Here is a 23099-nt window from a genome sequence, read left to right on the forward strand (position 1 = left end):
GCGGTCAGGCCAGCAACCGGCGCCCGGTCAGGCGCTCGTGCTCGCGCGCGGCGAAGCGGTCGGTCATGCCGGCGATGTAGTCGGCGATGGCGCGGTGCACGTCCGCCTGCTGCGCGTAGGCCGCCGGCATCTCGGACGGCGCGGCGGCGTAGGCCGCGAACAGCTCCTGCACCACCACCTGGGCCTGGCCGGTGGTGTGGGTCACCTGCGGATGCCGGTAGAGGTTGTGGAAGAGGAAATGCTTGAGCACGCGCGACTGCAGCCGCATGCCGTCGCTGAAGCGCACCAGCGGCGGCGCGCGGCGGGCGGCGTCGGCGTCCTGCGGGTCGACCTCGCGCAACGCGGCACCGGTGGCGGAGATCACGTCATGCACCTGGGCGCTGAGCATCAGGCGGATGGACTCGTACAGCAGGCGGCGGCCCGCCAGCTGCGGGTGCGCGGCCAGCGCGGCGCGGCGGTAGCCGTCGAACAGGGGCACCTGCTCCAGCTGCTCCAGGGTGATGAGGCCGGAGCGCACGCCGTCGTCGATGTCGTGCGCGTTGTAGGCGATCTCGTCGGCCAGGTTGCACAGCTGTGCCTCCAGGCCGGGCTGGGTGCGCTCGAGGAAGCGGCGCCCCACCCCGCCCGGCTCCTGGGCCTCGAGGTGCTCGGCGTTGGCGCGCGAGCAGTGCTTGAGGATGCCCTCGCGGGTCTCGAAGGCGAGGTTCAGGCCGTCGAAGGCCGGGTAGCGCTCCTCGAGCTTGTCGACCACGCGCAGGCTCTGCAGGTTGTGCTCGAAGCCGCCATGGTCGGCCATGCAGGCGTTCAGCGCGTCCTGGCCGGCATGGCCGAAGGGCGTGTGGCCCAGGTCGTGCGCCAGCGCGATGGCCTCGACCAGGTCCTCGCACAGGCCGAGGGGGCGGGCGATGGAGCGGCCCAGCTGGGCGACCTCGATGGAGTGCGTCAGCCGGGTGCGGAACAGGTCCCCCTCGTGGTTGAGGAACACCTGGGTCTTGTAGACGAGGCGGCGGAAGGCGGTGGAATGGACGATGCGGTCGCGGTCGCGCTGGAACTCGGTGCGGTACGGCGTGGGCGACTCGGCATGGCGCCGCCCGCGGCTGCGCGCGGGGTCGCAGGCGTAGCGGGCCAGGGCCATCCCCGCTCCCTCAGCGGCAGCAGCGCTCGATGACCTCGGCCACCAGCGCGTCGGGCGCGGGCCGGACGGCGGCGCGGCCGGGGCCGTCGATGACGACGAAGCGGATCTCGCCGGCCTCGGACTTCTTGTCCAGGCGCATCAGCTCGAGGTAGCGGGCCGCGCCCAGCCGGGGGCCGACGGTGGGCAGGCCGGCGGCGGCGATCAGGCGGGTGCAGCGCTCCAGGAAGGCGGTGTCGACGAGCCCGAGCTCGCGCGACAGGTGCAGGGCCATGACCATGCCGCAGCCCACGGCCTCGCCGTGCAGCCACTCGCCGTAGCCCAGGCCGGCCTCGATGGCGTGGCCGAAGGTGTGGCCGAAATTCAGGATGGCGCGCAGGCCGGACTCGCGCTCGTCCTGGCCGACCACCATCGCCTTGATCTCGCAGCTGCGGCGCACCGCGTGGGCCAGGGCCTGCGGGTCGCGGGCCAGGAGGGCGGGCAGGTGGGCCTCGATCCAGTCGAGGAAGGCCAGGTCGGCGATCGGGCCGTACTTGATCACCTCGGCCAGTCCGGCGGACAGTTCGCGCGGGGGCAGCGTGCGCAGGGTGGACAGGTCGCAGACCACCAGCTGCGGCTGGTAGAACGCGCCGATCATGTTCTTGCCCAGGGGGTGGTTGATCGCGGTCTTGCCGCCCACCGAGGAGTCCACCTGGGCCAGCAGCGTGGTGGGCACCTGCACGAAGGGCACGCCGCGCATGTAGCAGGCCGCGGCGAAGCCGGTGATGTCGCCGACCACGCCGCCGCCCAGGGCGTACAGCACGGTCTTGCGGTCGCTGCCGCGCGCCAGCAGGGCGTCGAAGATGCGGTTGAGGGTTTCCCAGTGCTTGTGCGCCTCGCCGTCGGGCAGGCAGACGGTGCCGACCTGGGCGTAGTGCGGCGCGAGGGCCGCCTGCAGCGCCGCGGCGTACAGCGGGCCGACGGTGTCGTTGGTGACGACCAGGGCCGCATGGGCCTTGGGCAGCGACAGGCCGGCCATGCGTTCGATGAGGCCTTCGCCGATGAGGATGGGGTAGCTGCGCTCTCCCAGTTCGATGCGGACTTCGTCCGCCGGAACGTTCGCGGTCATCGGGCGAGTGTACGCGGCGGCAGGCGCCGGCCTCACCGGGGCGGGGGCCTCAGGCCGGCTTGGCGAGGACGCCGGCGAGCTCCAGCTGCATGACGATGATGTTGACCAGCGTCTGCAGGGTGGGCCGGCCGGTGTCGACGGTGAGGTGGGCCGCCTCGCGGTACAGCGGGTCGCGCTGGCCGTGGAGGGCGCGCAGGCGGGCCATCGGGTCCTCGACCTGCAAGAGGGGGCGCTTGCGATCGTTGCGCACGCGGTTGTAGATCTGCTCGGGGGTGGTGCGCAGGTAGATCACATGGGTACCGGCCCGCAGCTGCAGGCGGTTGGCCTCCCGCAGCACCGAGCCGCCGCCGGTGGCCAGGACCTTGTCCTCGCCGCCGGGGGCGGAGAGGTCGGCGATCACGGCCTGCTCCACGTCGCGGAAGGCCTCCTCGCCCTGCTGCTCCCAGAACACGCGGATGGGGCAGCCGAGCCGGTCCTCGATCACATGGTCGGAATCCACGAACGGCCGAGCCAGCCTGCGTGCGAGAAGCTTTCCAATCGTGGTTTTACCGGAGCCAGGGAGGCCGACCAGGGCGACAGTGGTCAAGGAATGGGTACGGAATGCGAAGTAGTCAGGCCGGACGGCGACTTGGTCGTAATGATAATGGTCTGGGCGGTACAGGTTCCGGACAGGAACACGCTGTGGGTCGAGTAGGTGTCCGTGCTCGCCGACGTACCGAGCGCCACGTCGACCAGGGGAGTTCCCGTCACGCGGGTGACCTGGCAGCCGCTGGCGGGGTTGCTGGGCGCCGCCTCGATGACCGTTCCGGCCGGCATGGGCAGGCTCGGCAGGCTCGCCGTCCCCGGGTAGGGGTGGTCTGCGCTCGACAGGATGAAGCTCACCTGCGAGCCGGAGACGGCCGTGGTCGAGATCCTGCTGGCGGAAGACGCGAAGGCGATGATGGCCTGCTGCCGCACGGTGGTCGCGAGGCCGGCATCACAGGTATTGGCACGGGACGGGAACGCGCCGCCCGCACCGGTACAGGACGTGGCGCCGCCACGCGCGATCACGAATTCGCCGGCATCGTACTGGCCGTTCTCGTTGTCATCACGGTACGCATCACCCTGGTTGACCAGGGACTCGCCCGCATCGAAGCGGTTGTTGCCGTTGGCATCCACATAGTCCTTGGTACCGGTGGTGTAGGCCAGGACGGAGACCCGGCCATTGGCCGGCCGGAAGTTCTGGGAGATGAAGTCCACCGAGCACGAGGCGATGTTGTTCACCCGCTGCGTGGCGCAGCTGTAGCCGACCTGGCCGCCTTCGGCCGTGAAGTTGACGACGGTGCCATCCTCCACCGCGTTGCCCTGGCGATCGGCGAGGCGCACGGTGACCTTGGTCGCGGTGCCATCGATGACCCAGCCTTCGATGTTGTGCGTGGCTACCGACAGGCTCATGTAGCGCTGGGACGGCGGGCCCGAGGCCACGGTGAAATTCTGGGTGTCGGTGAAGATGCTGGCATCGCTCGCCAGCGAGGCGCGCACCCGGGCCGGGCCGGGAATGGTGCCGGAGTTGACCGCCACGGAGACCTCGCCGCTGGCATTGGTCAGGCCGGAGGTGGCCCCCAGCAGCAGCCCCAGCGGGTTCTGGCCGTTCGGGAACCCGAAATTCACGGACACCCCGCTCATGGCGGCACCGGTCGCCGAGGTCACCTTGAAGGTCACGATGGACTGCTCCAGCGCACCCGACCCCGCGACGTAGATCTGGCTGGGAGTGGCCGACTTGAAGGTGACCGAGGTGGCGGTCGGCGCAGCGACCTGCAGGGTCAGCGTGCGCGACGTGGCGCCCGGGCTTGCCGCCGTCACGACGACATTGCCGCTGCAGGGCGAGCCATCCGGCTGCAGCGCAGCGTAGTCGGCGGAGGCGACGCCGCTGCCGTTGGTGGTGACGCTGAAACCGCTGTTGCTGCCGTTGATGCGGCCGCACGAGGCGGCGTAGTTCACGTTGACCGGCGTGGCGCCGGCCGGCACGCCGCCGATGAGGGCGGTGACCGAGAGGCTGGTGTTGCCGCCCGACACCAGGCTGGCCGAACCGGGCGTGATCGCACTGAGCGACAGGCTCAGCGGCGTGATGGCGAAATCGCGCGAGCCCGTGACGGCCGCGCCGTTCACGGTGGCCGACGCGGTCACCGTCGCCGCGCCCACGGCCGTCACCGAGGTGGGCGCAATGGCCACCTCGGCCACCCCCGCGGAGTTGGTCAAGGCCGTCGCCGGGGACACCGTGGCAATCGTCGCTGCGCTGGACGCGAAGGTGACCAGCTTGTTCGCCACCACGGCGCCACTGGCGTCCTTCACCGTCGCACGCGCGGTGAAGCCCCCCTCGACGGAAATGCTCGAGACCGCCGTGCCCGCGGCATTACGCAGTTCCACCGTGACCTGCGACGTGCCTGTGGTCGTTCCCCCGCCCGATTGGGTGCCACCGGTCGAGGTCGTACCGGCACTTCCGCCACCGCCCCCGCAACCCGCCAGCAGCATGGCGACGCCAAGCGAACCCACGAACCCCCTGATCGCATTCAGCAGCATTTGAATGTCCTCTTCTTTTATTTGACGAGCCACGGGTCAGCGCGATGCTGCCCGGTCCGTGATCATCTTGGGCGTAATGAACACCAGCATCTCCTGCTTGTTGGCAGTGCGGCGGCGGTTCTTGAACAGGTTGCCGACGGCGGGCAGGTCGCCCAGCAGCGGCACGCGGGCCTCGTCCTCGGTCTCGGTCAGCTCGAAGATGCCGCCGATGACCACCGTGCCGCCGTTCTCCACCAGCACCTGCGTCTTGATCTTCTTGGTGTTGATGGCGATGCCGGAGGCGGTCGTCTCGCCGCGGCTGTCCTTGTTGACCTCCAGGTCCAGGATGATGTTGCCCTCAGGGGTGATCTGCGGCGTCACCTCCAGCTTCAGCGTGGCGCGGCGGAACGCGATCGAGGTCGCGCCGCTGCTGGTGGACTGCTGGTAGGGAAACTCCGTGCCCTGCTCGATGAAGGCCTTGGTCTGGTCGGCCGTCACGATGCGCGGGCTCGACACCAGCTTGCCCTTGCCGTCCGCCTCCAGGGCCGACAGCTCCAGGTTCAGGAAGCGGTTGGCCGACGAGCTGAACAGGGAGATCGCGAAACTGGCCGGGTTGAGGCCGTTGATGGCCAGGGCCGGCAGGTTGACGAAGTTGGTGCTGGTGGTGTCCAGCAGCGTGGACACGCCCTCGCCCGTGGTGCCGCTGACCGCGTTGTAGGTGCCGCCGAAGGCCACGCGGTTGGAACCGCCCGCGATCGCGTAGCCGGGGTCCCCGCCGCGGATGCCGCGCAGGTCGCTGCCGCCCAGGCGCACGCCCAGCGACTTGCCGAAGGTGTCGGACGCCTCGACGATGCGCGCCTCGATCAGCACCTGGCGCACCGGAATGTCGAGCTTGCTGATCAGGGCCTGCACGTTCTCCAGGCGGGCCGGCACGTCGGTCACGAAGAGCTGGTTCGTGCGGGCCTCGGAGATCACGCTACCCCGGTTGCTCAGGATCCGGTTGGCGATCGGCCCCGACATCAGCTGGGCGGCGATCTCTGAGGCCTTGGTGTAGTTCAGCTGGAAACCCTGGGTGCGCAGCGGCTCCAGGCCCTGGATGGCCGCCCGGTCCTCGAGGTCCTTCTTCTCCTTCGCCGCCAGCTCCTCCTTGGGAGCGATCCACAGCACGTTGCCGGTCTTGCGCAGGCCCAGGCCCTTGGCCTGCATGATGATGTCCAGCGCCTGGTCCCAGGGCACGTCCTTCAGGCGCAGCGTGAGCGAGCCGGTGACGGTGTCGGAGGTGACGATGTTGAAGTTGGTGAAGTCCGCGATCACCTGAAGCAGCGCCCGGACCTCGATGTTCTGGAAGTTCAGGGAGAGCTTCTCGCCGGTGTAGGTGGGGCCCTGCGTCACCCGGTTGGGGTCGACGCGGACCGGGCGGACCTCGACCACGAACTGGTTGTCGCTCTGGTAGGCGCTGTGCTCCCAGGCGCCGCGCGGCTCGATGACCATGCGCACGCGGTCGCCGTTGGGCGTGGTGGTGACGGTCTGCACCGGCGTGCCGAAGTCGGACACGTCGAGGCGGCGGCGCAGCCCCTCGGGCAGGCTGGACTTGAGGAAGTCCACCACCAGCGTCTGCCCCTGCTGGCGGATGTCCACGCCGACCTGGTTGCTCTGCAGGTCGACGATGATGCGGCCGGCGCCATCGGTGCCGCGGCGGAAATCGAGGTCCTTGAGCGGCAGCGTGTCGCGGTTGCGGCTCTCGGAGAACTGCGACGGCGTCGAGGTGGCCACCGGCGCCGAGGCCACCACCGGGTCCAGCGAGACCAGCAGCGACTTGCCCTGGATCTGCGCCTTGTAGGCCGTGGGGGTCTTGAGGTTGAGGACGAGGCGGGTGCGGTCGCCGGCCTGGACCACGTTGACCGAGCGCAGGTTGCCCTGGTTGACCTCCACGGTGTTGCGGCCGAGGTTGTTGGTCGCGCCGGGGATGTCCAGGGCGATGCGGGCCGGGGCCTGGATGGTGAAGCCGGCCGGCAGGGCCTGCAGGGGCTGGGAGAAATCGATGCGAAGGACTTCGACGCCCCCCTGGACCGAACTGCTGACAGCCTCGACCGCGACGCCGGCCGGATCCTGCGCATGCACGACAGCCGATGGCAGGCCGGCGGCCAGCGCGATGGCCAGCACCCAGCCCGGCATCCAGCGCGGGGAGGAAGATGTTGTTTTCATTTGGACCTCTCTTGCAACTGCAGCGTCGCAGCGCGTTCAACCCATTCACCCGCCGGGTCCTGCACGATCTCGCGCAGCACGACCTCGGTCTCCGTCACCCGGGTGATCTTTCCGTAGTTCTGCCCCAGGTACATGCCGGGACGCACCTGGTAGATGAGGTTGTCGACCCGCACGAGCGCGACCGGGCGCCCCTGCCGGATCATGCTGCCCACCATGACCATGGTGTCCAGCGGATAGCTCTCCAGCGGCTCCTTGCGCCGGGCCATCTCGGGCGCCACCAGGGCCGAGCTCGCGGCCGACTGGCCGGCCGCCCGGCGCAGCGCCTGCGCCAGCTTCTGCGAGCTGAACGGGTCAGTGGCCGCGGCCTCGGTGTAGGCCTGCGGGGTGAATTTCTTCGGCTCGGGCAGGGGCTCGACCTTGGGCTTGGTCTGGGCGCGCTGCTGCTGCATCCAGGCCTGGATTTCCTGCTGGCCGGATGCGCCGCAACCCGCCAGCACCGCCGCCACGACCAGCGCGCCGGCGGACAGGTGCAGCACGCGCAGCGGGCTCAATTGCAGGGCGGCGCTCATTTCTTGGCTCCCGGCTGGTTCTTGCGCTGGGCCGCGACCTCTTCGGGGTCGAGGTAACGGAAGGTCTTGGCCGTGGCTTCCATCTGCAGGGAGCCGTCGCGCGCGGGCGTCACGGCGATGTTGTTCAGCGTGACGATGCGCGAGAGGTTGGCGATGTCGGAGGCGAAGGAGCCGATGTCGTGGTAGCGCCCGGTCACGCGCAGCGCGATGGGCAGCTCGGCGTAGTACTCCTTGACCGTGACCTGGCCCGGGCGGAACAGCTCGAAGTACAGGCTGCGGCCCAGGCCGGCCTGGTTGATGTCCGACAGCAGCGCGTCCATCTCGGCCTTGCCGGGCAGCTGCTTCTCCAGCTGGGTCACGTACTGCAGCACCTGCTCGCGCTGCTGGCGCAGCACCTCGAGGTTGACGGCCTGCCCGAGCTTGCCGGTGTACTCGCGCTTGAGCTGCACCTCGCGCTGGACCTCGGCCTCGAGCTCGTCGTGCGTGCTGCTGATGAACACGTACCAGAGCAGGACGACGATGCCCACGACGATGAAGGCGCACAGGGTGGCGCGCGGCGCGGCCGGCCAGGAGGCCGGGTCGTTCGGATCGAGCCCGCGGAACTGGGCGGTCAGGCGCGCCCAGCTGGCTTTCAGGTCGGTCTTGGGGGGATTGCGGGTGGCCATGGGTTCAGGTCCTGGCTGGGGCCGCCGGGGCGCTGGCAGGGGCGCTGGCCGGGGTGGCGGGCGGCTTCACGTCGCTCGCACGCAGCACCTTGACCTTCATGTTGAAGTTGGCCACCCGGCGCTGGTCGCGCGTGCTGAGGGTGACGTTGCCGGCGACGATCTCGATCAGCTCCGGCTGGGTCAGCCAGGGGCTGTTGTTGCCCAGGTTGCGAAGCAGCTCGGACACCCGCTCGTTCGACTGGGCCACGCCCAGGAGGGTGACGGTCTGGTTGTCCTGGCGGAGGCTGGTGAGGTAGACGCCGTCGGGCAGCTGCCGCACCAGCTCGTTGAGGATGTGGACCGGCATGTTGCGGTCGGCCTGCAGGTCCTCGACAGCCTGCTGGCGGGCCCGCAGGGCAGCGATCTCGCGCTGCAGGTTGGCGATGTCCTTGATCTGGGCGTCGAGCTTGACGATCTCGCCGCGCAGGAGCTCGTTGCGCCTCTGCTGGGCGCTGATCTCCGCCAGCTGGTAGAGGTAGAAGGCGCCGGCGAGCGCCAGGCCGCCCACCACCGAGGCGGCCAGCGACAGGTAGAACAGCTCGCGACGGCGCTTGCGGGCCGCTTCGCGATGGGGCAGGAGGTTGATGAGGATCACTGCGCAAACCTCCGCATGGCGAGCCCGCAGGCGGTGAGGTACGAGGGGGCCTCGCGGCGCATCTTCTTCTCGCGCACGGTCTCGGCGATGTGCATGCCCTCGAAGGGATCGGCCAGGCTGCAGGCGAACGAGGTGTGGGCGGTGACGGCCTGCGGCAGGCCCGCCAGGCCCGCCGAGCCGCCCGCGAGCAGGATGTGGTCCACCCGGTTGTGCGGGGTGCTGGTGAAGAAGAACTGCAGGGCCCGCGAGACTTCCTGCGACAGGCTGTCCACGAAGGGGCGCAGGACGCCCGGGCCGTAGTCGTCGGGCAGCTCGTTGCTGCGCTTCTTGGCCTCGGCCTCCTCGAGGGAGAAGCCGTACTGGCGGACGATCAGCTGGGTCAGCTGGGCGCCGCCGAAGGCCTGGTCACGGTCGTAGAGCACCTCGCCGTTGCGGATCACCTGCATGCCGGTGCTGAAGGCGCCCACCTCGAACAGGGCCACCATGGTGTCGGCGCCGCCACCGGGCAGGGCATCGATGAGGCGGCCGGCGGCCAGGCGGGACGCGTAGGACTCGATGTCCAGGATGACGGGCTTGAGGCCGGCGGCCTCGGCCAGGCCCTGGCGGTCCTGGACCTTCTCCTTGCGGGAGGCGGCGATCAGGACCTCGACATCCCCGGTGGAGGTGGGGCTGGGGCCGATGACGCAGAAATCGAGGCTGACCTCGTCGAGCGAGAAGGGGATGTACTGGTTGGCCTCGGCCTCGACCTGGACCTCCAGGTCCTGCTCCGACAGGCCGCCGGGCAGGATGATCTTCTTGGTGATCACGGCCGAGGGCGGCAGGGCCATGGCGACGTGGCGCGCGCGGGTGCCGCTCTTCTTGACGACGCGGCGCATGGCGTCGGCCACCTCGTCGAATTTCTCGATGTTGCCGTCGGTGATGCACCCCCGCTCCAGCGGCTCGATGGCGCAGCGTTCCAGGATGTATCGGCCCTCGCGGTCCTGGCCCAACTCGACCAGCTTGACGCTGGAAGAACTGATGTCCAGGCCCAGCAGGGGTGCGGGTTGGTGGCTAAACAAGGGGCCCAAGGAAATCAAGGAGTTCTCCGTCTGCGGCCGTCACGAGCTGCAACATACTTAAGATTTCACTTCAATCCTAGCAGCAAGAAACTTGACGGCATAGGCCCGCCACCTGCGTTGGCTCAAGTCGTTGCCTAAATCTGACGAGCACCGCGGCGATACTACGAAGTCGCTATTGCGATGCCAGTCCCCCGTCCCCCGGATAATTCCGGGCGCGACCATTGAAGCCCGTTTATGCCCCTCGACACTCCTGAAGACAAGCCCCGCGCCGCCGGCCACCGCAGCCTCCTGGTCCGCCTGCTGCTCTGGGGCGCGGGCGCGGCCCTGGCCGCGGGCGCCAGCCTGGTGATCATCGTGGCGGTCGCCCTGGCCGTGGCATACCCCAACCTGCCGGACGTGTCCGACCTGTCCTCGTACCGGCCCAAGCTGCCGTTGCGGGTGTTCTCGGCCGACGGCGTCCTGATCGGGGAGTTCGGCGAGGAGCGCCGCAACATGACCCCGGTCGCCGAGATCCCGAAGGTCATGAAGGACGCGGTGCTGGCCATCGAGGACGCCCGCTTCTACCAGCACGGCGGCGTGGACTACGTGGGCCTGGCCCGCGCCGCGCTGGCCAACCTGGGCCGGGCCAAGAGCCAGGGCGCCTCGACCATCACCATGCAGGTGGCGCGCAACGTCTACCTCAGCTCCGAGAAGACCTTCACCCGAAAGCTCTACGAGATCCTCCTCACGTTCAAGCTGGAGCACCAGCTCACGAAGGACCAGATCCTCGAGATCTACATGAACCAGATCTACCTGGGCAACCGGGCCTACGGCTTCGCCGCGGCCGCCGAAACCTACTTCGGCAAGCCCCTGCAGGACCTGAGCATCGCCGAGGCGGCGATGCTGGCCGGCCTGCCCAAGGCGCCGTCCGCCTACAACCCGATCAGCAACCCCAAGCGGGCGCGCTCGCGACAGCTCTACATCATCGAGCGCATGGCCGACAACGGCTTCATCACCCTGCAGCAGGCCGACCTGGCCAAGCGCCAGGAGCTGAAGCTGCGCACCGCCGCCGACCCGATGCGGGTGCATGCCGAGTACGTGGCCGAGACCGTGCGCCAGCTGGTCTACGCGCAGTACGGCGACGAGACCTACACCCGCGGGCTGAACGTCTACACCACCGTCAAGTCGGACCACCAGGACGCCGCCTACCGCGCCCTGCGCAAGGGCATCATGGACTACGAGCGCCGCCAGATCTACCGCGGCCCCGAGAAGTTCGTCGAGCTGCCCGCCGACCCCAAGGAGCTGGACGACGCGGTCGACGACGTGCTGTCCGACCACCCCGACAACGGCGACGTGATGTCCGCCGTGGTGCTGGAGGCCAGCCCCAAGCGCATCCTCGCGGTGCGGGGCAACAGCGAGCCCTTCGAGATCACCGGCGAGGGCCTGAAGCCGGCGCAGTCCGGCCTGTCCGACAAGGCGCCGCCCAAGATCAAGATCCGCCGCGGCGCGGTGATCCGGGTGACCAAGCAGCCCAAGGGCTGGGAGATCACGCAGCTGCCCGAGGTGGAGGGCGCGTTCGTGGCACTGGACCCGCGCGACGGCTCCATCCTCGCGCTGGTGGGCGGCTTCGACTTCAACAAGAACAAGTTCAACCACGTGACCCAGGCCTGGCGCCAGCCCGGCTCCTCGTTCAAGCCCTTCATCTACTCGGCGGCCCTGGAGAAGGGCTTCACGCCGAGCACCGTGGTCAATGACGGCCCGCTGTTCTTCGACGCCGGCGTGACCGGCGGCCAGCCCTGGGAGCCGAAGAACTACGACGGCAAGTTCGAGGGCCCGATGCCGCTGCACACCGCGCTGGCCAAGTCCAAGAACATGGTGTCCATCCGCATCCTGCAGGCGGTGGGCGCGCAGAACGCGCAGGAGTGGATCACCCGCTTCGGCTTCGAGGCCGAGAAGCACCCGCCCTACCTCACCATGGCCCTGGGCGCCGGCTCGGTCACGCCGATGCAGATGGCCACCGGCTACGCGGTCTTCGCCAACGGCGGCTACCGCGTCAACCCGTGGCTGATCTCCCGCATCACCGACCAGCGCGGCAAGCCGCTGGTGGAGAGCCCGCCCCCGGTGGCCGCGGACGCGGCGCGCGCGATCGAGCCGCGCAACGCCTTCATCATGAACCGGCTGCTGCAGGAGATCACCCGCTCGGGCACCGCCGCGCGGGCCCAGGCCGAGCTGAAGCGCCCGGACCTGTACGGCAAGACCGGCACCACCAACGACTCGATCGACACCTGGTTCGCCGGCTACCAGCCGACGGTGGCCGCAGTGGTCTGGATGGGGTACGACACGCCCAAGTCGCTGGGCGACCGCGAGACCGGCGGCGGCCTGTCGCTGCCGATCTGGATCTCGTTCATGGAGGCCGCCCTCAAGGGCGTGCCGGTGGCCGAGCCGGCCGCGCCCGAGGGCGTGGTCAACGTGGGCGGCGAGTGGTACTACAACGAGTTCGCCCGCGGCGGCGTGAGCAGCATGGGCGTGAACGAGGCGGGCGGCCTGAACCCGCCGCCGCGTCCGCTGCCGCAGGCGGACGAGCGCAAGAGCATCCTGGACCTGTTCCGGAACTGATCGCGGCCCGGGCCGCGCACCGCGCGGCCGGGGTTCAGCCCGCGGTGAACGCCAGCGGCTGGCCCGCCTGCTCGCTGGCGCAGCGGCTCAGGTGGGCAAAGAACTCGCCGTGGCCCTTGGTGTCCATCCACTGCGCGCCGTCGAACTTGTAGTGGAAGCCGCCCGCGCGCGCGGCCATCCACACCTCCTGCAGCGGCTTCTGCAGGTTCACGATGATCTGGCTGCCGTTCACGAAGGTGATGGTGACCATGCCGCCCACGCGCTGGTTGTCGAGGTCGGCGTCGGTCTCGTCGTTGAGGCGGTCGCAGCAGGACTCCAGCCGGCGCAGCAGCGCCTCGGCGCGGTCCATGTATTCGAGGTCGGTCATTACAATTCGTCGATGTTCGCGTGGTTCCAAACGATTCTAGTCACGGGCCTCTCGCTGGCCGCGGCGCTTGCGCTGTCGGCCTGCGGCCAGAAGGGTGACCTGTACCTGCCCGCCGGCTACCCGCAACCCGCCGCCAAGGCCTCGCCGGCCGCCGCCCCCGCTCCCCTGCCCGCCCTTTCGCCTGCCTCTTCCCGCCAGCCATGACCCAGCAACTTCCCGGAACCCCGCACCTCGCCTGGCGCGGCGATGAACTCTGGCTGGAGGACGTGCGCCTGGCCGACCTGGCCAGGGCCCATGGCACGCCCCTGTTCGTCTACTCCAAGGCCGCCATGCTGTCCGCGCTGGCGGCCTACCAGCGCGGCTTCGCCGGCCGCAAGGCCACCATCCACTACGCGATGAAGGCCAACTCCTCGCTCGCCGTGCTGCAGGTGTTCGCGCAGGCCGGCTGCGGCTTCGACATCGTCTCCGGCGGCGAGCTCGAGCGCGCGCTGGTGGCCGGCGGCGACCCGGCCAGGATCATCTTCTCCGGCGTCGGCAAGACCCGCGCCGAGATGCGCCGCGCGCTGGAGGTCGGCATCGGCTGCTTCAACGTGGAGAGCGAAGCCGAGCTGGAGGTGCTCAGCGAAGTCGCAGCCGCCTGCGGCGAGACCGCGCCGGTGAGCATCCGCGTCAACCCCAACGTCGACGCCAAGACCCATCCCTACATCTCCACCGGCCTCAAGGGCAACAAGTTCGGCGTGGCGCATGAGCGCACGCTGGAGGTCTACAAGCGCGCCGCCAGCCTGCCGGGCCTGCGCGTGGTCGGCATCGACTGCCACATCGGCTCGCAGATCACCGAGGACAGCCCCTACCTGGACGCCATGGACCGCGTGCTCGACCTGGTCGACGCGATCGAGGCCGCCGGCATCCACCTGCACCATATCGACTTCGGCGGCGGCCTGGGCATCGACTACAACGGCGACACGCCGCCCACCGCCGATGCACTGTGGCAGCAGCTGCTGGCCAAGCTCGACGCGCGCGGCTACGGCGAACGCCACCTCATGGTGGAACCCGGCCGCTCGCTGGTGGGCAACGCCGGCGTGTGCCTGACCGAGGTGCAATACCTCAAGCCGGGCGAACAGAAGAACTTCTGCATCGTCGACGCGGCGATGAACGACCTGCCCCGCCCGGCGATGTACGAGGCCTTCCACGCCATCGTGCCGCTGCACCGCCGCGCGGCGGCGGCGGCCCATACCTACGACGTGGTGGGCCCGGTGTGCGAGAGCGGCGACTGGCTCGGCCGCGACCGCGACCTCGCGGTGCAGGCCGGCGACCTGCTCGCCGTGCTGTCCACCGGTGCCTATTGCATGAGCATGTCCAGCAACTACAACACCCGCGGCCGCGCCGCCGAGGTGCTGGTGCACGGGAACCAGGCCACGCTGATCCGCCAGCGCGAGTCGGTGGCCGACCAGCTGCGCAGCGAGCGCCTCATCCCCTGACGGGCACGGCCGGCGCCGCGCGGCGCCGGCGCTCGCGCCACCAGCGCGCCAGCCGCCACCCCAGCAGCAGCGAGACCAGGGCGGCATACACCGCCACCTCGCCCAGGTTGTTCTTGGCCGCGCGCATCCACAGGAAGTGCAGCAGCGCGAGGAAGACGATGCCGTAGACCGCCCGGTGCAGCTGCCGCCAGCGCGCGCCGCCGAGCCAGCGCACGGCGCGGTCGAACGAGGTCGCGGCCAGCAGCGTGAGGCCGGTGAAGCCGGCGAAACCCACCAGGATGAAGGGCCGCTTGGCGATGTCGCGGGCGATGTCGGCGGCGTCGAAGCCCATGTCGAACCAGGCGTACGCCAGCAGGTGCCACACGGCGTAGAAGTACACGAACAGGCCGGCCATGCGGCGCATCCGTGCCAGCGCCGGCAGCCCCAGCACCACGCGCAGCGGCGTCACGGCCAGGGTGATGCACAGGAAGCGCAGGGTCCAGTCGCCGGTGGCGCGCACCAGGGCCTCGGCGGGGTTGGCGCCCAGGCGGTCGGCGAAGGCCGCGAAGGCCAGCCAGGCGAAGGGCGCCAGCGACAGCGCGAACAGCGCCGGCTTGGCCCAGCGGCGAAGCAGCCACGCATTGGCGCCGGCCGTGACCGTCCTGCGCAGGAGGGTCACGTGGCCCCCCACGCTCGGCACCGCGTGCCCTGACTGCCCCCCGAGGGGGTGCGAGCTTGCTTGGGGCGGCCCGGCGCGGCGAACGCTTTGGCCCCCACGCTCGGCACTGCGTGTCCTTCGCTGCCCCCCGAGGGGGTGCGAGCTGGCTTGGGGCGGCCCGGCGCGGCGCTCATCCAAGCCGCCTCAGTAGAACTTGCGCAGGTCCATGCCGGCGTAGAGCTGGCCGACCTGGGCCTCGTAGCCGTTGAACATCAGCGTCTTGCGGCGCTTGGCGAACAGGCCGTCCTCGCCGATGCGGCGCTCGCTGGCCTGGCTCCAGCGCGGGTGGTCGACATTCGGGTTGACGTTGGAATAGAAACCGTACTCGTTGCGCGCCGCCTTGTTCCAGGCGGTGGCCGGCTCCTTCTCGGTGAAGCGGATGCGCACCAGCGACTTGGCGCTCTTGAAGCCGTACTTCCAGGGCACCACCAGCCGCAGCGGCGCGCCGTTCTGGTGGGGGAGCACCTCGCCGTACATGCCGAAGGCCAGCAGGGTGAGCGGGTGCATCGCCTCGTCCAGCCGCAGGCCTTCCACGTAGGGCCAGTCCAGCACGCTGGAGCCCACGTTCGGCATGGTCTTGGGGTCGGCCAGGGTGGTGAACTCGACGAACTTCGCGCTGCCCAGCGGCTCGACCTTCTCGACCAGTTTCGACAGCGAATAGCCCACCCAGGGAATGACCATGGACCAGCCCTCGACGCAGCGCAGGCGGTAGATGCGCTCCTCCTGGGCGGAGAGCTTGAGCAGGTCCTCGATGTCGAAGCGGGCGGGCTTCTTCACCAGGCCGTCGACCTCGACGGTCCAGGGCCGCGTGCGCAGCGTGTGCGCGCGCCTGGCCGGGTCGGCCTTGTCGGTGCCGAACTCGTAGAAATTGTTGTAGGTGGAGGCGTCCTGGTAGCTGGTGAGCTTTTCCATGGTCACCGCGCCGGCCACCGGCGACGGCGTGGCCGCCAGCGCGGCCAGCTTGCCGGGACGCTGCGCCTGGGCGAAGGCCTCGCGCTGGGCCCAGCCGGCCAGGGCCGCGCCCGCCGCGCCGCCGGCCAACCAGCGCATCAGGTCACGCCGCTGCAGGTAGGCGGACTGCGGCGTGATCTCGCTGGACAGGGGATGGACGAAGCCGTCGCGATGGGTCTGGATCAGCATGAATCACCTCAAGGGAAGACCGGGTTCTTACCATGGATCCATCACCACGCGCGTCAGGTCAGAGATTCCCGTAGCTGTGGAGTCCGGAGAGGAACATGTTCACGCCCAGGAAGGCGAAGGTCGTGACCACCAGGCCCACCAGGGCCCACCAGGCCGAGACCGCGCCGCGCAGGCCCTTCATCAGGCGCATGTGCAGCCAGGCCGCGTAGTTCAGCCAGACGATCAGGGCCCAGGTCTCCTTCGGGTCCCAGCTCCAGTAGCCGCCCCAGGCCTCGGCCGCCCACAGGGCGCCCAGCACGGTGGCGATGGTGAAGAAGGCGAAGCCGACGGCGATGGACTTGTACATCACGTCGTCCAGCACCTCGAAGGCCGGCAGCCGCTCGGCGATGCGCCGGCGCAGGGCCAGGATGCCGCCGACGATCAACGCGGCAATGCCGAAGTACACCGCCCAGTAGCTGCTCAGGCCGCCGACCGCGCCCTTGCGGAACACGATGGGCTCGAAGCACAGCACCACGCCCAGCGCCCACAGCGGCGCCAGCTTCCACCAGCGGGTCTCCTGCGCGTGCAGCTTGACCAGGTAGGCGAAGGCCACCATGGCCGACAGCGCGAAGGTGCCGTAGCCGATGAAGTTGGCCGGCACGTGCAGCTTCATCCACCAGCTCTTGAGGGCGGGCACCAGGGGCTGGATCTCGTGGGCCTCGCGCACCACCGTGTACCAGAGCAGGAAGCCGACCGCGGCGCTGACCACCAGCATCACGAAGGCACCCAGCGACCGCGTCGCGTACTGCTCCTCGAAGTACAGGTAGAACAGGGCCGTCATCCAGCAAAACAGCACGAAGACCTCGTACAGGTTGCTGACCGGGATGTGGCCGATGTCCGGGCCGAGCTGGTGGCTCTCGTACCAGCGCACCATGGTGCCGATGAGGGCCATGCCCACCGCCGCCCAGGCCACGCCGGAGCCGATGCGCTCCATCGCGCCGGCCTGGCCACGCGCGAACATGCCGATCCAGTAGAAGACCGTGCTCATGAAGAACAGCATGGACATCCACAGGATGGCCGACTGGCTCGACAGGAAATACTTCAGCCAGAACACCTGGTCGGCACGCGCCAGGTCGCCCTGGTAGCTGGCGATGGCCAGCAGCGAGAAGCCGGCCACCACGGCCATCAGCGTGCGCAGCGGGCGCCAGAACCAGCCGAGCCAGACGGCGCAGGGCATGGCGCCCAGCAGGATGCCCTTCTCGTAGACATCCATCGAGCCCTGGTAGCGGGTGAACGCGAACAGGCCGCCGGCCAGCACCAGCAGGGCGAAGGCCCAGTCGAGCCAGTTGCGGCGGGCGAAAAAGCCCTCGTTCAGCGTGAGCGTGGTGGTGGCCGTGGTCATTCTTTCACTTCGAGGAGGCGGGTGCGCAGGTGGGCGAACTCGCGATCGGCATCCAGGGTCTTGCGGTTGGAGGACAGCGCCATCGTGGCGTGGCTGCCGCCCTCACGCGGCGCGAGCCAGACCCACAGGCGGCGCTCGCGGACATAGAGCATGGCAAACACGCCGATGATCAGCAACGCACACCCCAGGTAGACAATGTTGCGGCCAGGGGCACGGGCCACCTGGAACACGCTGGCCTGGACCTGGGTGAAGTCCTTGAGCTGGAACACCATGGGCGCGGGGTACAGCGGCACGTCGCTCAGGGCCAGCACGGCCTGGTTCATGAAGGCGGCGGTCTCGTCGCTCGGCACCAGCGCCTTCTCGCCGGCGCGCGCGCGGGCCAGCTGCGCCAGCTCGAACAGCGCGCCGTTCAGGATCCGCACCACCACCTCGCCGGCGCGGGCGCGCTCGGCCTCGGGCACGTTGACCTCCATGAAGTCGGAGATGGCCTGCAGGCCGGCAACCGGCTTCGCACCGGCGGCCGCCGCCTCGGCGCCGGCGAACAGGCCCAGCGCCCGGGAAGCCGAGGCGGACAGCTGCTGCGCCAGCTCCGGGCGGGCCGGGTCGGTGGCCCTGGCGGCATAGCGGCGCACCGCCTCCTCGCGCAGCTTCGGGTCGGCCAGCGCCTCGCGCAGGCGCAGGAAGCCGTCGAGGCGTCCCTGGTCGTCGGCCGGCAGGCGCAGGTAGCGGAAGTTGTCCGAGGGGTTCTCGCGCATGCCCAGGAGGAACACCGGCGCGGCGCCCTCCTCCAGCTTGACCGGCAGCATGTAGTTGTGGAACTCGCGGGCCTGGCCGGCGGCGTCGCGCAGCTTGTAGGTGATGCTGGGGCCGACGTTGCGCAGCTCCTTCTTCGTGCTGGTCTTGTGGCCGGCGCCCAGGCGCGACTCGATGGAGCCGGCCAGGTCGACCTTGCGCACGTCGGCGCCCGAGGCGGCCGGGGCTGCGGCGTCGCCGAGGTTCTCGACGTTGATCACGCGCAGCGCGGTGTACTCCAGCGTCATCTTCTCGGCGCCCTCGCCCGGGCCGCGGCTCAGGGGGGTGCTGCCGCCGATGACGCCCTCGACCTCGAAGCGCTTGCCGCCCGCCAGCGGCACGGCCTCCAGCTTCACGCGCGAGCCGCCGTCGTCGAAGCTGGACTGGTAGATCTCGATGCCGCGGTGGCGCGCCGGGTGGTTCACCTCCACGCGCGCCGGGATCTTCTCGCCGGTCTCGCGGTCGTGGATCACGATGTCGCTGGCGAACAGCTTGGGCATGCCGGTCGAGTAGTACTCGACGATGAACTTCTGCAGCTCGATCGCGAAGGGCAGCTCCTGCAGCAGCACGCCGTCGCTCTGGTTCAGGATGGCGGTGTGCGACTGCGTGCCCTCGGACACCAGCAGGTTGCCGCGGAAGGTGGGGTTGGTCAGGGGCAGGCGGTGCTGCGCCGGCACGTCGGCGATCATGCCGCCGCCGGTGAAGGGGGTCTTGCCGCCGAACCACATCTGGGCGCGCACGATCAGGTCGCCGTCGAACAGGCCGCCCAGGCACACCAGCACGATGGCGGCGTGGGCCGCGATGTAGCCGATCTTGTTGGCCGCGCCGGCGCGGGCCGCGACCATCCAGCCCGCCTCGCCGCGCTGCTGCAGCTTGACCTTCCAGCCCGCGCGGGCCAGGCCCTCGCCGATGCGGCGCGCCGCCGCCTCGGGCGCGCCGGCCAGGTCACCCTGCGCCTTGTGGTGGAAGGCCTCCAGGCCCTGCACCCGGATGTTCTCCTTGTGCGAGCGCAGGTCGGCGACGATCTTGGGCGTGTTGCGGGCGATGCACAGCGAGGTGCTCACCACCAGGAAGGCCAGGATCACCAGGAACCACCAGGCGCTGTAGACGGCATTGAGCTGCAGCGCGGTGAACAGGTGGGCCCAGAAGGGGCCGAACTGGTTGACGTAGTTGACCGCGGGTTCGTGCTGCTTGAGGACGGTGCCGATCACCGAGGCGATGCAGATCACCGTCAGCAGCGCGATCGCGAAGCGCATCGAGGCGAGCAGCTCCATCGCCGCGCGCAGGACCTGCGAACCGGAGCGCACGGAAAGGCCCTGGGAGGAAGACGTCATGGAGAGGAGATGCGAGCGTCGGAAAGGAAAAAGGCGGGCGCCCTTGCGAGTCCCGCCTGTTCGATGTGCTGGTGCGGGCTTGGTTCCCGCCGGGCTCAGCGCAAGCCGGCCACGTAGTCGGCGACCGCCTTGATCTCGCGGTCGTTCATCTTGGCCGCGACCTGCGACATCTGCACGCTGTTCTTGCGGCCGCCGTCGCGGAACGAGGTCAGCTGGGCGATGGTGTAGTCGGCGTGCTGGCCGCCCAGGCGCGGGTACTGGGCGGGGATGCCGGCGCCGTTGGGGCTGTGGCAGCCGGCGCAGGCGGCGACGTTGCGGTCGGCGATGCCGCCGCGCCAGATGCGCTCGCCAAGGGAGACCAGCTCCTTGTCCTTGGCGAAGCCGGGCTTGGCCTTCTGGGTCGCCAGCCAGGCGGCGATGTTCTTCATGTCCTGGTCGGACAGCTGGGAGGCGAAGCCCTGCATGATCGGGTTGGCGCGCTTGCCGGACTTGAATTCCTGCAGCTGCTTGGCCAGGTACTCCGGGTGCTGGGCGGCCAGCTTGGGGTTGGCCGGGGAGCCGGAGTTGCCGTCCGCGCCGTGGCAGGCGGCGCACACCGCGGTGTAGCGGGACTCGCCGGCGGCGAGGTCGGGCTTCGCGGGGGCGGCCGGGGCGGCGGCCAGGGACATGACGGGCGCCGCCAGCAGGGCAGCCATCAACAAGGAGGCGAACTTGAGGGAGGCGAACTTCATGGTGGTGTTTGGGTCAAGGCGCAAAACCCCGGGATTCTACAATGCCGATCCAGGCCACCCCGGCCGACCCCCTCGAGCCCCCATGACCCAGCCCCCGGGCGCCAGCGCCTCCTCCCCTCCCGCGACGCCCGCCCCCGGCGGCATCACCCCGGCCCAGGCCCTGGGCTGGATGCACACGGCCCGCTTCCTGACCACCGCGCCCAAGCTGGAATTCCTGCCGCCGCACGAGCACCCGGAGATCGCCTTCGTGGGCCGCTCCAACGCCGGCAAGTCCACCTGCATCAACACCCTCACCCAGCAAAAGCGCCTGGCCTTCGCCTCCAAGACGCCGGGGCGCACCCAGAGCATCAACCTGTTCTCCCTGGGCAAGCAGGGCGTGACCGACGCGGTGCTGGCCGACCTGCCCGGCTACGGCTATGCCGCCGTGCCCAAGCAGGACAAGCTGCGCTGGCAGCAGGTGATGGCCAACTACCTCATGACCCGCCAGAACCTGCGCGGCGTCGTGCTCCTGTGCGACCCGCGCCACGGCCTGACCGAGCTGGACGAGATCCTGCTCGAGGTGATCCGCCCCCGGGTGGAGGAGGGCCTGAAGTTCCTGGTGCTCCTGACCAAGTCCGACAAGCTGAACAAGCAGGAGCAGGCCAAGGCCCTGTCGATCGCCCGGCTCAATGCCGGCGGCGGCGAGGTCAGGCTGTTCTCCGCCCTGAAGAAGCAGAACGTGGACGATGTCGCCCACCTGCTGTGGCAGTGGACCCATGCGCAGGACGGCGCGCCGGCGCCCGAAGCCCCGCCGCCCGAGGCCTGATCAGTACAGCGAAGGTTCGCCCTCGGGGCGGGTCTTGAAGCGCTTGTGGACCCAGTAGTACTGGGCCGGGCAGGCGCGCACCTCCTGCTCGATCCACGCGTTCATGCGGCGGGTGTCGGCCACCGGGTCGTCCGAGGGGAAATCGGTCCACGGCGGCAGGAAGCGCACCACGTAGCCCTGCCCCCCGGGCAGCAGGCGCGCCACCACCGGCTGCACCGTCATGCCCAGGCTGCGGGCCATGCGCGAGGGCGCCACCAGGGTCGAGGCCGGCACGCCGAAGAACGGCACGAAGGCCGCGTCGCGGCCGCCGAAATCCATGTCCGGCAGGTTGAAGAAGCCGGCCCCGCCGCGCACCGCGCGCACCAGCGGGCGCGCCGTCTCGCTGCGGGCGAACAGCTCGGTGCGGTCCGGGGCCAGGCGCAGGCGGGCGCGGCGCATCGCGGCGTCGAACACCGGGTTGCTCTGGGTCTGGTAGATCGAGGCGATGCGCCGCTGCAGGTTCAGCTGCACCGCGACCCCGGCCACGTCCAGGCCCATGAAGTGCGGCACCAGCCACATCACCGCGCCCTCGTGGCGGTCGGCGAAGCCGGCGTCGCCCTCGATGCGGATCAGGCGCGCCAGCCGTGACGGCGGCGCGAACCACAGCAGCCCGCGCTCCAGCACGCTGCGGCTGAACCAGCGGAACACCTCCCGGCCCACCCGCTCGCGCTCGGCGGCGTCCCACTCGGGAAAGCACAGCTCGAGGTTGCGCAGGGTCACCCGCCGGCGCGAGCCGGCCAGGCGCCACAGCAAGGCCCCCAGGGCTTGGCCGCAGGCCGCCTGCACCGGCAGGGGCAGCCAGTGGAAGGCCCACAGGAAGGCCAGGGTGGCGTAGCCGCCGGCGCGCGAGGTCCAGGTGGTCATGCCCCGCGCTCCTCGCGCGGCTGCTTGTAGCGCGCGTAGCTCCAGAGATACTGCTGCGGGCACTCGCGGATCAGGCGCTCCATCTCGGCGTTGATCGCCACCACCGCGTCGTCCAGCGAGTCCGGCAGCGGCGCCTGAAGCTCGCGCACGTGCAGCACGTAGCCCCGGCCGAAGGGCAGGCGCTCGCCCCACACCAGGCGCACCTCGGCGCCGGTCTGCAGGGCCAGGCGGGCGGCCAGGGTCATGGTGTAGGCCGGCTTGCCGAAGAACGGCGCCCACTGGCCCATGCCCTCGGGCGGCACCTGGTCGGGCAGCAGGCCGACGCCGCGGCCCTGGCGCAGGGCCTTGATCATCTGGCGCACGCCGGCCAGGTTGGTGGGCACGGCCTCCAGGCCGGGGCGGTTGCGCGAGGCGGCCACCAGGGGCGCGATCCAGGCCTTGCGGGCGGGGCGGAACAGCACCGTCAGCGGGCCGTGGGCCTGCAGGTGGCGCACGGCGATGGCCTGCGCGGTGATCTCGAAGCACCCCAGGTGCGGCGTGAGCAGCAGCACGCCGCGGCCGCTGGCGTAGGCCGGCTCGAGGCTGCCGTCCCAGGTGACCCGGGGCATGGTCCCCATCCACAGGCGGGGCAGCTCACCCACCATCCGGCCGATGTGGCCGACCGCGGGGCGCACGCGGGCGAACGGGTAGCCGGCCTGTGCGGCATGTTCCACCAGGCGGCGGCGGTAGGTGGGCGAGAGCAGGAACACGAGCCAGCCCAGCGCAGCGCCGAGGCCGTGGAGCAGCGGCAGCGGCACGTGGGAGAGCAGGCGGAACAACGACAGCATGCGGGTGGTTAAAGGAAATCCGTACGGGACCTGGGGGCAGGCCGGGCGCTAGAATGCCTGGGTCGCCGAGTTACTGAACTACTTGCAGGGCGACGTTAAACATCCACTGCTAAAGCGTTCGCCGTAGCTCCCGCGAAGGC

21 protein-coding genes are annotated in these 23099 nt (G+C 70.0%); 4 read left to right on the forward strand and 17 right to left on the reverse strand.

The features are described 5' to 3' along the window. Positions 1–4 precede the first annotated feature (4 nt). The 9 genes from ACT80S_RS15415 to ACT80S_RS15455 are packed head-to-tail and all read right to left on the reverse strand — an operon-like array spanning position 5 to position 9927. Positions 5–1135, reverse strand: coding sequence for a deoxyguanosinetriphosphate triphosphohydrolase (locus ACT80S_RS15415; RefSeq protein ID WP_377417398.1), 1131 nt, complete (start codon positions 1133–1135; stop codon positions 5–7). Positions 1136–1145: 10 nt separating this feature from the next. Further along, the gene (gene aroB / locus ACT80S_RS15420; RefSeq protein WP_377417400.1) at positions 1146–2240 is read right to left on the reverse strand and encodes a 3-dehydroquinate synthase; all 1095 of its coding nucleotides are present in this window, start codon (positions 2238–2240) and stop codon (positions 1146–1148) included. A gap of 49 nt (positions 2241–2289) precedes the next feature. Continuing rightward, positions 2290–2826 carry a shikimate kinase gene (locus ACT80S_RS15425; protein ID WP_377417402.1) on the reverse strand — a complete coding sequence of 179 codons (537 nt, stop codon included), beginning with the start codon at positions 2824–2826 and terminating at the stop codon, positions 2290–2292. Beyond that, on the reverse strand, positions 2823–4799 hold the full coding sequence (locus ACT80S_RS15430; protein ID WP_377417404.1) for a hypothetical protein: 1977 nt from the start codon (positions 4797–4799) through the stop codon (positions 2823–2825). The genes ACT80S_RS15425 and ACT80S_RS15430 overlap by 4 nt, the downstream gene beginning before the upstream one ends. 36 nt (positions 4800–4835) lie before the next feature. After that, entirely contained in the window at positions 4836–6983 is a 2148-nt protein-coding gene (gene pilQ, locus ACT80S_RS15435; protein ID WP_377417406.1) for a type IV pilus secretin PilQ, read from the reverse strand. Then, positions 6980–7552, reverse strand: a complete 573-nt coding sequence (locus ACT80S_RS15440; protein ID WP_377417408.1) for a pilus assembly protein PilP — start codon at positions 7550–7552, stop codon at positions 6980–6982. The genes pilQ and ACT80S_RS15440 overlap by 4 nt, the downstream gene beginning before the upstream one ends. Then, positions 7549–8217 (reverse strand): type IV pilus inner membrane component PilO, encoded by a 669-nt coding sequence (locus ACT80S_RS15445; RefSeq protein WP_377417410.1) that lies wholly within the window; start codon positions 8215–8217, stop codon positions 7549–7551. Before ACT80S_RS15445 ends, ACT80S_RS15440 begins: the two co-directional genes overlap by 4 nt. A 4-nt stretch (positions 8218–8221) precedes the next feature. Next, entirely contained in the window at positions 8222–8851 is a 630-nt protein-coding gene (locus ACT80S_RS15450) for a PilN domain-containing protein (RefSeq protein WP_377417412.1), read from the reverse strand. After that, complete coding sequence (locus ACT80S_RS15455; protein ID WP_377417414.1) at positions 8848–9927, reverse strand: pilus assembly protein PilM; 1080 nt, start codon at positions 9925–9927, stop codon at positions 8848–8850. Before ACT80S_RS15455 ends, ACT80S_RS15450 begins: the two co-directional genes overlap by 4 nt. Positions 9928–10143: 216 nt before the next feature. On the opposite strand from ACT80S_RS15455, the gene ACT80S_RS15460 reads away from it, so the two are divergent. Next, entirely contained in the window at positions 10144–12504 is a 2361-nt protein-coding gene (locus ACT80S_RS15460) for a penicillin-binding protein 1A (protein ID WP_377417416.1), read from the forward strand. 34 nt (positions 12505–12538) lie between these two features. Here the strand turns inward: ACT80S_RS15460 and cyaY are convergent, their stop codons facing one another. Continuing rightward, entirely contained in the window at positions 12539–12871 is a 333-nt protein-coding gene (gene cyaY, locus ACT80S_RS15465) for an iron donor protein CyaY (RefSeq protein WP_377417418.1), read from the reverse strand. Positions 12872–12883: 12 nt separating this feature from the next. Here cyaY and lptM point away from each other — a divergent pair, with 12 nt between their 5' ends. Then, the gene (lptM, locus tag ACT80S_RS15470) at positions 12884–13075 is read left to right on the forward strand and encodes an LPS translocon maturation chaperone LptM (protein WP_377417420.1); all 192 of its coding nucleotides are present in this window, start codon (positions 12884–12886) and stop codon (positions 13073–13075) included. Next, positions 13072–14349, forward strand: a complete 1278-nt coding sequence (gene lysA, locus ACT80S_RS15475; protein ID WP_377417422.1) for a diaminopimelate decarboxylase — start codon at positions 13072–13074, stop codon at positions 14347–14349. Before lptM ends, lysA begins: the two co-directional genes overlap by 4 nt. Here lysA and ACT80S_RS15480 read toward each other — a convergent pair. From ACT80S_RS15480 to ACT80S_RS15500, 5 genes are all read right to left on the reverse strand, one after another. Then, positions 14339–15007 (reverse strand): protein-methionine-sulfoxide reductase heme-binding subunit MsrQ, encoded by a 669-nt coding sequence (locus tag ACT80S_RS15480; RefSeq protein WP_377417424.1) that lies wholly within the window; start codon positions 15005–15007, stop codon positions 14339–14341. The genes lysA and ACT80S_RS15480 overlap by 11 nt on opposite strands. 183 nt (positions 15008–15190) lie before the next feature. After that, positions 15191–16186 carry a protein-methionine-sulfoxide reductase catalytic subunit MsrP gene (msrP, locus tag ACT80S_RS15485; protein ID WP_377417426.1) on the reverse strand — a complete coding sequence of 332 codons (996 nt, stop codon included), beginning with the start codon at positions 16184–16186 and terminating at the stop codon, positions 15191–15193. Between the two features lie 58 nt (positions 16187–16244). Further along, a complete protein-coding gene (ccsB, locus tag ACT80S_RS15490) occupies positions 16245–17567 on the reverse strand; it encodes a c-type cytochrome biogenesis protein CcsB (protein WP_377417428.1) in 1323 nt (440 codons plus the stop codon). Continuing rightward, positions 17564–19693 (reverse strand): cytochrome c biogenesis protein ResB, encoded by a 2130-nt coding sequence (locus ACT80S_RS15495; RefSeq protein ID WP_377417430.1) that lies wholly within the window; start codon positions 19691–19693, stop codon positions 17564–17566. The genes ccsB and ACT80S_RS15495 overlap by 4 nt, the downstream gene beginning before the upstream one ends. Positions 19694–19788: 95 nt before the next feature. Then, on the reverse strand, positions 19789–20424 hold the full coding sequence (locus tag ACT80S_RS15500) for a c-type cytochrome (RefSeq protein ID WP_377417432.1): 636 nt from the start codon (positions 20422–20424) through the stop codon (positions 19789–19791). A gap of 82 nt (positions 20425–20506) precedes the next feature. On the opposite strand from ACT80S_RS15500, the gene yihA reads away from it, so the two are divergent. Next, on the forward strand, positions 20507–21229 hold the full coding sequence (yihA, locus tag ACT80S_RS15505; RefSeq protein ID WP_377417434.1) for a ribosome biogenesis GTP-binding protein YihA/YsxC: 723 nt from the start codon (positions 20507–20509) through the stop codon (positions 21227–21229). On the opposite strand, the gene ACT80S_RS15510 is transcribed toward yihA, so the two are convergent. Continuing rightward, a complete protein-coding gene (locus ACT80S_RS15510) occupies positions 21230–22132 on the reverse strand; it encodes an LpxL/LpxP family acyltransferase (protein WP_377417436.1) in 903 nt (300 codons plus the stop codon). Continuing rightward, positions 22129–22959, reverse strand: a complete 831-nt coding sequence (locus ACT80S_RS15515) for a lysophospholipid acyltransferase family protein (RefSeq protein ID WP_377417438.1) — start codon at positions 22957–22959, stop codon at positions 22129–22131. Before ACT80S_RS15515 ends, ACT80S_RS15510 begins: the two co-directional genes overlap by 4 nt. Positions 22960–23099 lie beyond the last annotated feature (140 nt).

The sequence above is a fragment of the Ramlibacter sp. MAHUQ-53 genome (assembly GCF_052600055.1).

Coding starts and splice junctions, on each gene's coding strand:
- ACT80S_RS15415 (WP_377417398.1), bottom strand. CDS start 1,135: ATGGCCCTGGCCCGCTACGCCTGCGACCCCGCGCGCAGCCGCGGGCGG.
- aroB (WP_377417400.1), bottom strand. CDS start 2,240: ATGACCGCGAACGTTCCGGCGGACGAAGTCCGCATCGAACTGGGAGAG.
- ACT80S_RS15430 (WP_377417404.1), bottom strand. CDS start 4,799: ATGCTGCTGAATGCGATCAGGGGGTTCGTGGGTTCGCTTGGCGTCGCC.
- pilQ (WP_377417406.1), bottom strand. CDS start 6,983: ATGAAAACAACATCTTCCTCCCCGCGCTGGATGCCGGGCTGGGTGCTG.
- ACT80S_RS15440 (WP_377417408.1), bottom strand. CDS start 7,552: ATGAGCGCCGCCCTGCAATTGAGCCCGCTGCGCGTGCTGCACCTGTCC.
- ACT80S_RS15445 (WP_377417410.1), bottom strand. CDS start 8,217: ATGGCCACCCGCAATCCCCCCAAGACCGACCTGAAAGCCAGCTGGGCG.
- ACT80S_RS15460 (WP_377417416.1), top strand. CDS start 10,144: ATGCCCCTCGACACTCCTGAAGACAAGCCCCGCGCCGCCGGCCACCGC.
- cyaY (WP_377417418.1), bottom strand. CDS start 12,871: ATGACCGACCTCGAATACATGGACCGCGCCGAGGCGCTGCTGCGCCGG.
- lptM (WP_377417420.1), top strand. CDS start 12,884: ATGTTCGCGTGGTTCCAAACGATTCTAGTCACGGGCCTCTCGCTGGCC.
- lysA (WP_377417422.1), top strand. CDS start 13,072: ATGACCCAGCAACTTCCCGGAACCCCGCACCTCGCCTGGCGCGGCGAT.
- msrP (WP_377417426.1), bottom strand. CDS start 16,186: ATGCTGATCCAGACCCATCGCGACGGCTTCGTCCATCCCCTGTCCAGC.
- ccsB (WP_377417428.1), bottom strand. CDS start 17,567: ATGACCACGGCCACCACCACGCTCACGCTGAACGAGGGCTTTTTCGCC.
- ACT80S_RS15495 (WP_377417430.1), bottom strand. CDS start 19,693: ATGACGTCTTCCTCCCAGGGCCTTTCCGTGCGCTCCGGTTCGCAGGTC.
- ACT80S_RS15500 (WP_377417432.1), bottom strand. CDS start 20,424: ATGAAGTTCGCCTCCCTCAAGTTCGCCTCCTTGTTGATGGCTGCCCTG.
- yihA (WP_377417434.1), top strand. CDS start 20,507: ATGACCCAGCCCCCGGGCGCCAGCGCCTCCTCCCCTCCCGCGACGCCC.
- ACT80S_RS15510 (WP_377417436.1), bottom strand. CDS start 22,132: ATGACCACCTGGACCTCGCGCGCCGGCGGCTACGCCACCCTGGCCTTC.
- ACT80S_RS15515 (WP_377417438.1), bottom strand. CDS start 22,959: ATGCTGTCGTTGTTCCGCCTGCTCTCCCACGTGCCGCTGCCGCTGCTC.